The sequence below is a fragment of the Hymenobacter lapidiphilus genome (genome assembly GCF_013377885.1).
Taxonomy (GTDB): domain Bacteria; phylum Bacteroidota; class Bacteroidia; order Cytophagales; family Hymenobacteraceae; genus Hymenobacter; species Hymenobacter lapidiphilus.
Window position 1 is genome coordinate 1 of sequence record NZ_JABKAU010000033.1, and the last position, 13,018, is coordinate 13,018.

Below are 13,018 nucleotides of genomic sequence, written 5' to 3' on the forward strand. Positions count from 1 at the left end.
CTCCGTCTCTACTCCTCTTGTTGTTTCTTCATATATCTTTCCTCCTATGTAGAAGGGCTCTATCTCCGCTTTAATAGCATTGGGATTTCTAGAGCATACTGTTATCGATGTGCCCTTTCTTCTAAAGTGTTTGTTTATTAATTTCTTTATATGCGGCTCTGCTTCCATTGAATTTCCTAGTATCACTAGATGGTCGTAATCGGATAAGCACTTTTTTAGAAAATCATAGTATTCAGAAAGAGTGTTATCGTTGCGGACGATTTCCTCCTTCATGTTAGGATTATTAAATACCATAACTGGCTCATTATTCTCAATATTAGCTCTGGTTTTATATGTCTTTCCAAATGCCTTGGTGAATCTATATGAACCATGTAGATGCGCCAGTACAAGAGAATTGCCATATACGTATTCAGGGACCATATCTAACAGACCAGGATAAGGAGCTGAAGTTGCAAAGCCATCAGTAAACATAAATCCCTTTGGAATCTTAGTGGTCAAGGTGTCTAAAACTCCGTCATAATTTGTTGTGAACATAGTAAATTTAGAGAAATTTTTTCCTTTAATCATATCTTCCAATTGGTTGGAGAATGTTGGAAAATAATTTCTCATATTTCCATATGCTGCACTATCTTGATGGTCCTGAAACTCTTTTGCAATTTCTCTTATCTTATTTAATAGAAAACCATCAAATACCGAATTGAGTTTAACGATGTCACTTTTAGGAAGTATTTTTTCGAATCCGTCCATGCTTGAGAATAGATTTATGACTGTATAAATGAGTCTAATCAATTCTTCGTGAGATATTTTTATTCCCTTCTCATCAAATTGCCGGTAAAAATCTGCAAACGCATCATCAAACTTTTTCCATAAACCAGTAATGGCTCTGATACTATCAGCCGTTTCTCTTTTTGTTACTACTTCATCAGGAGTCAAGCCATGATTCGGAAATTTTCTAATAATATCCTCAATCATGTAATTGAATCCATTTCCAACTAAAAAAAGTACATTCATCGATTATTCAATATTGATTGTAAAGAAATAAGGGCGGCTCATTACAAGCCGCCCTTAAAATTAATATCTACGAACCGCAGGCCTCGCAGCCTTCCGGGTCGTCGAGCGAGCAGGCCATATCGGAGGCGTTCTGGGCCACGGCGTTGAGCGGCTCCAGGGTTTCGGCGGCCTGCTTCTGCACCGTGAACTTGATGGCGTCGGCGGCGGCTTTGGTGCGCAGGTAGTACATGCCCGTTTTCAGGCCCTTCTTCCAAGAATGAAAATGCATGCTCGTGAGCTTGCCGAAGTTCACGTTCAGCACGTGCAGGTTCAGGCTCTGGCTCTGGCAGATGTACGCGCCCCGGTCGGCCGACATGTCGATGATGCGGCGCTGGGAAATCTCCCACACTGTTTTGTACAGGTCCTTGATGTTCTGCGGGATGCTCGGAATGTCCTGCACCGAGCCGTTGGCGGCAATGATGGCCGTCTTCATCTGCTCGTTCCAGAGGCCGAGCTTGATGAGGTCCTTGAGCAGGTGCTTGTTGACCACCATGAACTCGCCGCTGAGCACCCGGCGCACGTAAATGTTGCTCGTGTAGGGCTCAAACGACTCGTTGTTGCCCAGAATCTGGGCGGTGCTGGCCGTGGGCATGGGGGCCACCAGCAGCGAGTTGCGCGCGCCGTGCTCCATTACCTGCGCCCGCAGCGTGTCCCAGTCCCAGCGGCCCGAGTCGGGCGTTACGCCCCAGAGGTCGAACTGGAACTTGCCCTCGCTCAGGGGCGAGCCGGGGAAGGTTTCGTAGTGGCCGTCGCGCTGGGCCAGGTCCTTGGAGGCCGTCATGGCCGCGAAGTACAGCGTCTCGAAGATGTCCTTGTTCAGGCCACTGGCTTCGTCGCTCTCGAAGGGCATGCGCAGGGCAATGAACGTATCGGCCAGCCCCTGCACGCCCAGCCCGATGGGGCGGTGGCGGCGGTTGCTGCGCTCGGCCTCGATAACGGGGTAGTAGTTGATATCGATAACCTTGTTCAGGTTCAGCGTGGCGTGGTAGGTAACGTCGTAGAGCTTCTGGTGGTCGAAGAACAGGTTGCCGGCCTCGTCGGGGCGCACGTAGCGGGGCAGGGCCAGCGAGGCGAGGTTGCAGACCGCAATTTCGTTCTCGTCGGTGTACTCCATAATCTCGGTGCAGAGGTTGGAGCTCTTGATGGTACCGAGGTTTTTTTGGTTGCTCTTGCCGTTGGCGGCGTCCTTGAACAGCATGTAGGGCGTACCGGTCTCGGTCTGACTTTCCAGAATGGCGAACCACAGTTCCTGGGCCTTAATGGTTTTGCGGCCCTTGCCTTCGCGCTCATACTTGAGGTAGAGCTTCTCGAACTCGGCGCCGTGGCTGGTGTCGAGGCCCGGGCACTCGTGGGGGCACATGAGCGTCCAGTCGCCGTTGGCTTCCACGCGCTTCATGAACAAATCGGGCGTCCAGAGGGCAAAAAACAGGTCGCGGGCGCGCATCTCCTCCTTGCCGTGGTTCTTTTTCAGGTCGAGGAAGTCGAAGATGTCGGCGTGCCAGGGCTCCAGGTAAATGGCGAAAGCGCCCTTGCGCTTGCCGCCGCCCTGGTCCACGTAGCGGGCCGTGTCGTTGAACACCTTCAGCATGGGCACGAGGCCGTTGGAGGTGCCGTTGGTGCCCTTGATGTAGGTGCCGGTGGCGCGCACGTTGTGCACGGCCAGCCCGATGCCGCCGGCGCTCTGCGAAATCAGGGCGCAGTTCTTCAGCGTGTCGTAAATGCCGTCGATGGAGTCGTCCTTCATCGTGAGCAGGAAGCAGGAGCTAAGCTGGGGCTTGGGCGTGCCGGCGTTGAAGAGCGTGGGCGTGGCGTGGGTAAACCACCGCTCGCTCATCAGCTCGTAGGTCTCAATGGCGGCGGCAATGTCTTCTTTATGAATACCCACGGCCACGCGCATCAGCATGTGCTGGGGCCGCTCCACCACCTTGCCATCGAGCCGCAGCAAGTAAGAGCGCTCCAGCGTTTTAAAGCCGAAGTAGTCGTAGTTGTAGTCGCGGTCATAAATGATGGCCGAATCGAGCGTCGCCGCGTTGGCATGCACGATGTCCCACACGTCCTGGGCTACCAGCGAGGCATTGTCGCCCGTTTTGGGGTCCTCGTAGGTGTGCAGCCGCTTCATGGTGCTGCTGAACGACTTGCTGGTCACCTTGTGCAGGTTGCTCACGGCAATGCGGGCGGCCAGAATGGCGTAGTCGGGGTGCTTGGTGGTGAGCGAGGCGGCGGTTTCGGCGGCCAGGTTGTCGAGCTCCACGGTGGTTACGCCGTCGTAGATGCCGTCAATCACCTTTTTGGCCACCTCAATCGGCGACACGAAGTTCATGTTTAGGCCGTAGCAGAGCTTTTCGATGCGGGCCGTAACCTTGTCGAACTTCACGGATTCGCGGCGGCCGTCGCGCTTGAGTACCAACATAAGCGTACTGGTTGAGGTGATAATAGAGTAGAAGTAGGCGCCGGCCAATTGCAGTTGGCAGTTAGCCGAAGCGCGGAGTCTGGTTTAGTCAAGCCCGGCGAAGCATTCGGACGCAGGCATTGATACCGGAAGATATTCCTATCTGTCGGCTAGGACAAACCTTCTTTTCAGAAGTTTTCCACATACCCCTAAAGCGGTGCAGTTCAGCCGGTTTTTGACGTTCAGCTTTTACTATATATTTTAGTCAGGCGCGTAATTCTGTAGTTGGCAGATTGACAGATAAGCAGTATGGTGAAATGGTCAAACCAAATCCAGCCCACGCGAAAGCCCGCATCCTCCGGCGCTTGGAGCGCGGAAAATGCGGGCTTTCGCGTGGGCCAACAAGTAGTCAGGACTTCACAAAGCCCAACCGGCGCCCCATAAGGAAAGAGGCCGCCCTATCGGCCTCGCCACACGGCACCGGCTAGCACCAGCAGTACCCCGGCCACCAACGCGCCCACGGTTACGCCAGGCCCGAAGGCTTTACAGGAGCAGGACTGGAAAACGGGCCGGCCATTGATGCGCAGCCGGCGGCGGCAGAAGGCGCAGGGCGACAGGCTGGGGTCAACTCGGCCCGGCAGGGGCCACTGGTTGCGGGGTTCGAGGGAGTTGCGCATGCGGCTTGATACGGGGTTGAAGGCAATGGTAACCCAGCGAAAAGCCCTACGCTCCGGTTCGAAAGGTAGGGCTTGCTCAGGGTTAAAAGCGGCCCTTGCCACGCGAAGCTTTATTTTTTCGGTACGCTATAATCGAGTCCGAAGCGCTTGGCGTAGCTGGCCAGCGGCTCCATGCCGATGGCCGCCCGCCGCTCATCTACGTGGGCCTCATCTTCAATGGGATGAAAGACCATTTTGTTGGTCTTGTTATCCTGGGTAAGCTGGCTGCCATACATCTGGGGTTTGCCCTGCCACATCAGCAGTCGGTCCTGCATCAGGGCCAACGCCGATTTGGCCAGGTCGCCCCGCGCCGCCGCCTGCTGGGCCATCGGGAAGTATTTCTGCATGGTAGGCAGGTTGGAGTGCTGCACTACCAGAAACACCGTTTGAGTGCCCATACCGCCCACTTGGGCCTTCGTAGGCCAGCCCCGCGAATCGATTAGCGCCGTTATTTTCCGCAGATTAAGCGAATCGGTAAGTTGCATCTGCTTCCACAGTGCCCGCATTTCGGGCGAATCAGTCCCATACTGCTTCGCAATGGCTTCATACCCCTGGCGGCTGCCCTGGTCGGAGGCATAGATGGCATCGAGCTCCTTTTTTAGCGGTTGGTCGTAGCTGGCTTCTATTCTGGCCACGGCGGCTTCCAGCTTGCTCAGCATGGGCTGCCAGCGTTTGTCGGCGTGCAGGCTCATCAGGTCGCCATCCTGCTTGGCATGGGCCACGTTTTCCCAGCCCGCCCCCGTGGCGCGGTCGAGGTACTGGAAGGCTTTGGTAGCGTTGCCGGCCTGGGCCCAGCTGCAGGCCGCGTTGTAGAAATCGGTGGCGCTGGACTGGGCCGGACGCTGGGCAAATGCCTGGTCGTAAAGCTTCCCCGATTCTGCGTAACTCTTAGCCGAATACGCGTCTCCGGCACGGGTCTTCAACGCGCTGAAACTGCTTTGCGCCAATATGGCTCCCGTACTCAGCAGGAGCGTAATAGCCAACATAATCACCTTTTTCATCTTGCTTTTCTGTAAGTCGAAACCAGATTGAAACCACCTGAACACACGTGGAGCCCTAAAGCAATACTACTGAATTTCCTCAACGCCACAACGGCCCCCAACCGTGTGGTTGAGAGCCGTTGCAATTGAGAGCGGTTGTCGGCAGCTTAAAAATCCTCGTCGAGCGAGAAGGCGTTTTCGGTCCGCTCGCTCATCACGCCGGCCTTCTGGTACTCGGCCACGCGCTTCTCGAAGAAGTTGGTTTTGCCCTGCAGCGAAATCATTTCCATGAAATCGAAGGGGTTGGTGGCGTTGTAGATGCGGCTGTAGCCCAACGATTCGAGCAGGCGGTCGGCCACGAACTCGATGTACTGGTTCATGCTCTTGGCGTTCATGCCAATCAGGTTTACGGGCAGCGCGTCGGTCACGAACTCCTGCTCAATCTGCACCGCGTCGCGGATGATTTCCTGCACGCGGGCCTCGGGCAGCTTGTTCTGCAGGTGGTCCTTGTAGAGCAGGCAGGCGAAGTCGCAGTGCAGGCCCTCGTCGCGCGAAATCAGCTCGTTGCTGAACGTGAGGCCGGGCATCAGGCCCCGCTTTTTCAGCCAGAAAATGGAGCAGAACGAGCCCGAGAAGAAGATGCCCTCCACGGCGGCAAAGGCAATCAGGCGCTCGGTAAAGTTCTCCGAGTTGATCCACTTGATGGCCCAGTCGCCCTTTTTCTTCACGCAGGGTACCGTTTCGAGGGCGTTGAACAGGTAGTCCTTCTGCTTAGGGTCTTTGATGTAGGTATCAATCAGCAGCGAGTAGGTTTCGCTGTGGATGTTTTCCATCATCACCTGGAAGCCGTAGAAGCAGCGGGCCTCGGCCATCTGCACCTCCTGCATGAAGTTGATGGCCAGGTTCTCGTTCACGATGCCGTCGGAGGCCGCGAAGAAGGCCAGCACGTGCGAGATGAAGTGCCGCTCGCCATCATTGAGGTTGTCCCAGTCTTTCTGGTCCTGGCTCAGATCAATTTCCTCGGCCGTCCAGAAGGAGGCCTCCGCCTTCTTGTAGAACTGCCACACGTCGTCGTGCTGAATCGGGAAAAGAACGAAACGGTTGGGGTTTTCGGTGAGTAGGGGTTCCATGCAGACGGGGTGAAAGGCGGAAAATAGCAGTGCGGGGAAGGCCGCACTTGGCTAACTCGGACTCGGAAGCAATGTTTGGCGGCTTTTCAGCGCGGCTCAAAACCAAAGATAGCCCACCACTTTGGGAAAGGCGACCCCGCGCTAATATTTTCTGCCTGCCCCGTTGCTGGCCGGTTGCGGCCTTGCTCCGAACCGGAGCTGCTGGAGCAATGAAGAGGTAAAAAGGCCCAAACCAGGGTTTTTGATAGGCAGAGAGGGATAAAAACGAAAATAGTTATCCACATTTACCCTGTGGACAATGATAGTTATCCACAGAGTGTTATTCGCGTACCCGTCAGCGCGTTCCTTGGATAAGTGCGTTTAGCGGCTGTTTGGATAGGCGCTCTGCTATTTAGTCAGTTAGAGTTTGGATATATGAAACGTTACGGGTACTTTTGCCTTCCAATTTTCAGAAACACCTAGACGCCGATGTACGCAATTGTCAACATAGCCGGTAAGCAGACCAAGGTCGAAGCCAATAAATTTGTATACGCCCACCGTTTGGCTGGCAACGTTGGCGACGAGGTGCAGCTGGGCAAAGCCCTGCTGACCGATGATAACGGAACCCTCACCATCGGCTCGCCGCTGCTGGACGTGACCGTAACCGGCACCATCCTCGCCCACGTAAAGGGCGATAAGGTGCTCGTATTCAAGAAGAAGCGCCGTAAGGGCTACAAGAAGCTGAACGGCCACCGTCAGCAGTTCACCAAAGTAATGATCAACAGCATCGGCTAGTTGAACAAGCTGTTAGCTGATAGCCCTTAGCTGTTAGCTTTCCGTTTGTTCCGAACCGGGCTTTCCACCATAACATTAGCTAATAGCTAACCGCTATCAGCTAACAGCTTAAAATAAAATGGCACATAAGAAAGGCGTAGGTAGCTCCAACAACGGCCGCGAATCGGAATCCAAGCGCTTGGGCGTTAAGATCTTCGGTGGTCAGTCTATCATTTCCGGCAACATCATCGTGCGTCAGCGCGGCACCAAGCACCACCCCGGCCAGAACGTGGGCATGGGCAAGGACCACACCCTGTTCGCTATGATCGACGGCACGGTGCAATTCCGCAAGGGCCGCAAAGACCGTTCGTTCGTGTCGGTAGTAGCCGGCGACGTAGTTGCTTCGGAGGTTCACACCTCGGCTCCCGCTTCGGCCGAAGCGCACGACAACGCATAGTTTTTGACCCGTTGGCTGATGGCTTTTAGCTGTTAGCTTTCGTTCAACAAGCAAAGCCCCTGCCGGCTCTTCTCCTCTCAAGGAGGAGGGCCGGCAGGGGCTACTAGCGTTATAGGTTGAGTATTGGCAGGTCAAGAACGATGTAGGGGCGGGGCTTGTCCCCGCCCTCCGTTGAACGATTATCGTTGAAGTTGAGCCCACGTCGGGCAGGGACAAGCCCTGCCCCTACGGCTATCAGCTAACCAACGGTTCGCAAAAACACAAACACATCATCCTCCCCCAGCCGGAACTGCTCGTGCAGACCGCACAAGCCCAGCTTGGGCGCGGGCACGCCGCCGCCCAGCCGCTTGGGAGCCCGAATAACGCGGGCTTCATCCCAGAGCCCGTCTTTGAGCAGCGAGTTGAGCACCGTGGTGCCTCCCTCCACCAGCACCGATTGCACCTGCCGCTGGTGAAGCTGGCGCAGCATCTGCGGAAACAGGTCTTCTGCTTCCGAAAGCACCACGTACTCGACGTGGGGGCGGCTGGCCCGCTCGCGGTAGGTGAACACCAGCGTGGGCTGCCCGCCGTCGAAGAGGTGGTGGGTAGGCGGGAGGCTCAGGTTTTTGTCGATAACCAGGCGGAGCGGGTTCTGGCCGGGCCACTCGCGCACATTCAGGCGGGGGTTGTCGTGCAGGGCCGTGCGGGTGCCCACCAAAATGGCCTGCTCCTCGGCCCGCCACTGGTGCACCGCCACCCGGCTCTGTTCGCCGCTAATGGCCACCGACTGGTAGTAGGGACCGGCCAGGTAGCCGTCGGCAGTTTCGGCCCACTTGAGCACCACATAGGGCCGTTGCTGCTCCTGGGCCGTGAAGAAGCGCCGATTCAGCCAGCGGCCTTCCGCTTCCAGCACGCCAGTTTCTACCTTGATGCCGGCCTCGCGTAGCTTGGCAATGCCCCGGCCGGCCACCAGCGGGTTGGGGTCGGCGTTGCAGATAACAACTTCAGCTACCCGCTTCTCGATGAGTAAGTCGGCGCAGGGTGGGGTTTTGCCGTGGTGGGCGCAGGGCTCCAGCGTAACGTACACCCGGCTGCGGGGCAGCAGCTCCGGTTCCGTAACGCTGTTTATGGCGTTTACCTCGGCGTGGGGGCCACCATACTGCCGGTGCCAGCCCTCCCCGATGATGCGGCCATCGTGGGTGACAACGCAGCCCACCAACGGGTTGGGCCGGGCAAAGCCGATGCCGAGCCGGGCCAAGTCGAGGGCGCGGCGCATCATCAGCAGATCGAAATCGGGGGTGGGCGCGAACATAGGCAGGTGGGGCAGGAGAAAGGGGGTGGGCGGGTGAAGATACGCGGCCGGTCTAAATGGGGCCGGCGGTCGGGGCAGAGGCCGTACTTTTGTCCTATGCCTACGCTCCGCCAGCTCACCGTCGACCTCCGCACCGCCCTGCAGGCAATTTACGAACCCCTGGAAGCCGAGGCTGTGGCGGCCCAGCTCCTCGAACACCTGCTCGGCCTCACACCCCTGCAGCGCCGCATGCATGCCGATGAGCCACTCGGGGAAGATGCCCGACTGGACACGCTGCCCGCTATGCAGGCGCGGCTGCTGCGCCACGAGCCGCTGCAATACGTGCTGGGCACGGCGCACTTTGCCGGCCTGGAGCTAAACGTAACGCCCGCCACCCTCATTCCGCGCCCCGAAACCGAGGAGTTAGTAGAGTTGATAGCCCGCGAGCAGCGCGGCCGCGCTGGGCTACGGGTGCTGGACGTGGGCACCGGCTCGGGTTGCATCCCGCTGGCCCTAGCTGCCCGCTTACCCGGCGCCCGGTTCACGGCCGTCGATGTATCGGCCGAAGCCCTGGAGGTGGCCCGGCGCAATGCGGTGCGGTGCGGTGTGGCAGTGGACTTTCAGCAAGTAGATATTCTGGCCGCCGTGCCTCGGTTGGATGCGCCGCTGGATGTCTTGGTGAGCAACCCGCCCTACGTGCTGGAAAACGAGCGGCCCCTGATGCGGCCCAACGTGCTGACCTACGAGCCCGCCACCGCCCTGTTCGTGCCCGACCACGACCCGCTGTTATTCTACCGCCGCATTGCCGAGTTGGGTCGGGAGCTGCTGGCGGCGGGTGGGGTGCTGTACTTTGAAATCAATGAGCAGTTTGCCACCGAGACAGTGGAGCTGTTGCGCGGGCTGGGCTACGCAGCTGTGGAGAGCTACGAGGATATTTTTGGCCGGCCCCGCCTGGTGCGGGCCACCTGGACGGGGACGGTTGCCAGCTAGAAAGTTGAGCAGCTGTGGCCTGAAGCGGCGCTTTGGACACCTGCTTCCAGTGCCTGACCCGCTGAGCTGCAAACTGCTTAGGTTTTTAAGGTAGAAAACTTCCCCGCTCAAAACCTTACCTTTGCCGGCTCAATTATTGCCGGCTCCGCCTGCCCGTATGACCGAAACGCTACCCGCCTATTACGCCCACCCAACCGCCGTCATCGACGAGGGGTGCCGGATTGGGGCGGGATGCCGTATCTGGCACTTTTGCCACATAAGCGCCGGGGCAGTGCTGGGCGAAGGTTGCAACCTGGGCCAGAACGTTTTCGTAGCCGATGGCGTGAGCTTGGGTCATAACGTAAAGGTGCAGAACAACGTGAGCCTCTACGCCGGCGTAGAGTGCGCCGACGACGTGTTTATAGGTCCTTCCGTGGTGTTTACCAACGTGCGCAACCCCCGTGCTGCGGTGCCCCGCCGGGGTGATGACCACTACCTGCCCACGCGCCTCGGGCAGGGCGTGAGCATCGGAGCCAACAGCACCGTGGTGTGTGGCGTTACGCTGGGCGAGTACTCCTTTGTAGGTGCTGGCTCGGTGGTAACCCGCGACGTACTGCCCTATGCCTTGGTGTACGGCAACCCGGCCCGGCCCCAAGGCTGGATGAGCGCCCACGGCCATCGGCTGGCCTTTGATGCCGCCGGCCGGGCCACCTGCCCCGAAAGCCGCCAACAATACCAGCTTGCCAACGGCCACGTTTCGCTCCTCAGCAGCTAGCGTCCGTTTACTGAAAAACAGACAGTCCGTCATTCCAGACCCAACGACCTCAAGACCCTATAGCGTGTACGACCAACTAGTTAATAAGCAGGCCAAGCTGGCCGTTATCGGCCTCGGATACGTGGGCCTGCCCATTGCCCTCGAGTTTGCCCGCAAAATTGAGGTTATCGGCTTCGATATCAATGCCAAGCGGGTGGAGATGATGCGCAACCACGTAGACCCGAGCGGCGAGCTGGTAGCCGCCGACTTCGACGGCTGCGACATTAAGTTCACCGACTCGCTCGACGTACTGCGCGAGGCCACGTTCTTCATCGTGGCCGTGCCCACGCCCATCGACGAGCACGCCCAGCCCGACCTGCGGCCACTGCTCGGCGCCTCGGCTTCGGTAGGCAAGGTGCTCAAGAAGGGCGACTACGTAGTGTTCGAAAGCACCGTGTACCCCGGTTGCACCGAGGACGACTGCATTCCGGTGATGGAAAAACACTCGGGCCTGAGCTTCGCCAACGGCGACTTTAAGGTGGGCTACTCGCCCGAGCGCATCAATCCCGGCGACAAAGAGCACACGCTGAGCAGCATCGTGAAGGTGGTGGCTGGCTGCGACGCCGAGTCGCTGGAGGACATTGCCAAAACCTATGAGCTGGTGGTGAAGGCCGGCGTACATCGGGCCAGCAGCATCAAGGTAGCCGAGGCCGCCAAAATCATCGAAAACACCCAGCGCGACGTGAATATTGCGCTGATGAACGAGCTGTCGATGATTTTCGACCGCATGAACATCAACACCTACGAAGTGCTGGAAGCCGCCGGTACCAAGTGGAACTTCCTCAAGTTTTCGCCCGGCCTGGTGGGCGGCCACTGCATCGGCGTCGACCCTTACTACCTCACCTATAAAGCCAAGGAGCTGGGCTACGATGCCAAGGTGATTCTGAGCGGCCGGACCACCAACGACAACATGGGCGCCTACATCGCCCGGAAAACGGTGCAGATGATCATCAAAAAGGGCAAGGACGTAGCCAAAAGCCGGGTGCTGGTGATGGGTGCGACCTTCAAGGAAAACGTGGAAGACATCCGCAACTCCAAAGTGGCCGACGTGATTCAGGAGCTGAAGAACTTCTCGGTGAACGTGGACATCGTGGACCCTCACGCCGATTCCGAGGAGCTGTTCCACGAGTACGGCTTCCGCCTGACGCCCGCCGCCGACGTACGCTCCGACTACGACGCCGTAGTAGTGGCCGTGAGCCACCAGCCTTACACCGAGCACGACGAAGCCTACTTCCAGTCCATCACGTCGGACGACGCCGTGTTAGTCGACATCAAGGGCCTGTTCCGTGGCAAGGTGCAGGAAATGCAATACTGGAGCCTGTAAATTGGTTGATTTGTTGAATGAACACAACGTCATGCTGAGCTTGTCAAAGCATCTCTACTGCAGTGCTAATCAAAGAAGTTAGCCAGCGGTAGAGATGCTTCGACAGGCTCAGCATGACAAATGCCAACAGAAATGAATCGAACGAAAATACTGGTAACGGGCGGGGCGGGCTACATTGGCTCGCACGCGGTGGTTGAACTCTACGAGGCCGGTTTTCAGCCAGTCATCATCGACAACTTCGCTAATTCTCAGGAGTCGGCGCTGTGGGGCGTGGAGGAGATTCTGGGGGTGAAAGTGCCATTGCACCGCATCGACTGCAACGACGCCGAGGCGCTACGGGCTGTGTTTGCCGAGGAAGGAAGCCTGCGCGGCGTCATTCACTTCGCGGCTTACAAGGCCGTGGGCGAGTCGCTGGAAAAGCCGCTGGAGTACTACCAGAACAACGTCGGCTCGTTGCTGACGCTGCTGACGGTGATGCGCGAGTTCGGAGTGGAGGCGCTGGTGTTTTCGTCGTCGTGCACCGTGTACGGTATTCCCGACGCGTTGCCGGTAACCGAGCAGACGCCTACCAAAATAGCCAGTTCGCCCTACGGTGCCACCAAGCAGATGTGCGAGGATATCGTGCGTGACGTGGCCGCGGCACCGGGCAACAAGCTGCGTACCATTCTGCTACGCTACTTCAACCCGATTGGCGCGCATGCCTCAGCCAAAATCGGGGAGCTGCCGTTGGGCGTACCCCAGAACCTGATTCCGTACGTGACGCAGACGGCCGCCGGCATTCGCGAGCAGCTGACCATCAACGGCGACACCTACGACACGCCCGACGGCACCAACATCCGCGACTATGTGCATGTGGTGGACCTGGCCAAGGCGCACGTAGTAGCCGTGCAGCGCCTGCTGGCCGGCACCGGCGACATGGTGGAAACCTTCAACGTGGGCACCGGCCGCGGCAACTCGGTGCTGGAAGTGGTGCAGGCGTTCGAGCGCGCCACCGGCGTTAAGCTCAACTACCGCATCGGCCCGCCCCGTCCCGGCGACGTGCCCGCCATCTACGCCGACGTCACTAAGTCGGTGCAGGAATTGGGTTTCCAAACGTCTTCCTCGCTGGAAGAAGCGCTGGCCAGCGCCTGGAAGTGGCAGTTGTCTTTAGCTGATAGCCAATAGCT

Annotated in this window: 12 protein-coding genes; 6 read left to right on the forward strand and 6 right to left on the reverse strand. The window is 57.9% G+C overall.

Translation table 11 applies throughout. The features are described 5' to 3' along the window. The 5 genes from HW554_RS15335 to HW554_RS15355 all read right to left on the reverse strand — a co-directional run. On the reverse strand, positions 1 to 972 hold a 972-nt coding region (locus HW554_RS15335), incomplete at its 3' end, for a hypothetical protein (protein ID WP_176909464.1). A gap of 106 nt (positions 973 to 1,078) precedes the next feature. Then, positions 1,079 to 3,460: a ribonucleoside-diphosphate reductase subunit alpha gene (locus tag HW554_RS15340; RefSeq protein ID WP_176909465.1), complete on the reverse strand. Its 2,382-nt coding sequence runs from the start codon at positions 3,458 to 3,460 to the stop codon at positions 1,079 to 1,081. A 437-nt stretch (positions 3,461 to 3,897) separates the two neighbouring features. Continuing rightward, positions 3,898 to 4,116 (reverse strand): hypothetical protein, encoded by a 219-nt coding sequence (locus HW554_RS15345; protein ID WP_176909466.1) that lies wholly within the window; start codon positions 4,114 to 4,116, stop codon positions 3,898 to 3,900. 110 nt (positions 4,117 to 4,226) lie between these two features. After that, positions 4,227 to 5,156 carry a DUF6624 domain-containing protein gene (locus HW554_RS15350; protein ID WP_176909467.1) on the reverse strand — a complete coding sequence of 310 codons (930 nt, stop codon included), beginning with the start codon at positions 5,154 to 5,156 and terminating at the stop codon, positions 4,227 to 4,229. A gap of 146 nt (positions 5,157 to 5,302) precedes the next feature. Beyond that, positions 5,303 to 6,265 carry a ribonucleoside-diphosphate reductase small subunit gene (locus tag HW554_RS15355; RefSeq protein WP_176909468.1) on the reverse strand — a complete coding sequence of 321 codons (963 nt, stop codon included), beginning with the start codon at positions 6,263 to 6,265 and terminating at the stop codon, positions 5,303 to 5,305. Between the two features lie 468 nt (positions 6,266 to 6,733). On the opposite strand from HW554_RS15355, the gene rplU reads away from it, so the two are divergent. Continuing rightward, complete coding sequence (gene rplU / locus HW554_RS15360) at positions 6,734 to 7,039, forward strand: 50S ribosomal protein L21 (protein WP_019946836.1); 306 nt, start codon at positions 6,734 to 6,736, stop codon at positions 7,037 to 7,039. Positions 7,040 to 7,157: 118 nt separating this feature from the next. Then, positions 7,158 to 7,475 carry a 50S ribosomal protein L27 gene (rpmA, locus tag HW554_RS15365; RefSeq protein WP_019946837.1) on the forward strand — a complete coding sequence of 106 codons (318 nt, stop codon included), beginning with the start codon at positions 7,158 to 7,160 and terminating at the stop codon, positions 7,473 to 7,475. A gap of 238 nt (positions 7,476 to 7,713) precedes the next feature. Here the strand turns inward: rpmA and ribD are convergent, their stop codons facing one another. Beyond that, the gene (gene ribD, locus HW554_RS15370) at positions 7,714 to 8,766 is read right to left on the reverse strand and encodes a bifunctional diaminohydroxyphosphoribosylaminopyrimidine deaminase/5-amino-6-(5-phosphoribosylamino)uracil reductase RibD (RefSeq protein WP_176909469.1); all 1,053 of its coding nucleotides are present in this window, start codon (positions 8,764 to 8,766) and stop codon (positions 7,714 to 7,716) included. A 96-nt stretch (positions 8,767 to 8,862) separates the two neighbouring features. On the opposite strand from ribD, the gene prmC reads away from it, so the two are divergent. The 4 genes from prmC (at position 8,863) to galE (ending at position 13,016) form a co-directional block, all read left to right on the forward strand. Continuing rightward, a complete protein-coding gene (gene prmC / locus HW554_RS15375) occupies positions 8,863 to 9,735 on the forward strand; it encodes a peptide chain release factor N(5)-glutamine methyltransferase (RefSeq protein WP_176909470.1) in 873 nt (290 codons plus the stop codon). 157 nt (positions 9,736 to 9,892) lie between these two features. Next, positions 9,893 to 10,489, forward strand: a complete 597-nt coding sequence (locus HW554_RS15380) for an acyltransferase (protein WP_176909471.1) — start codon at positions 9,893 to 9,895, stop codon at positions 10,487 to 10,489. 64 nt (positions 10,490 to 10,553) lie between these two features. Beyond that, on the forward strand, positions 10,554 to 11,852 hold the full coding sequence (locus tag HW554_RS15385; RefSeq protein ID WP_176909472.1) for a nucleotide sugar dehydrogenase: 1,299 nt from the start codon (positions 10,554 to 10,556) through the stop codon (positions 11,850 to 11,852). Between the two features lie 132 nt (positions 11,853 to 11,984). Continuing rightward, complete coding sequence (gene galE, locus HW554_RS15390; protein ID WP_176909473.1) at positions 11,985 to 13,016, forward strand: UDP-glucose 4-epimerase GalE; 1,032 nt, start codon at positions 11,985 to 11,987, stop codon at positions 13,014 to 13,016. The last annotated feature ends 2 nt before the right edge of the window (positions 13,017 to 13,018 follow it).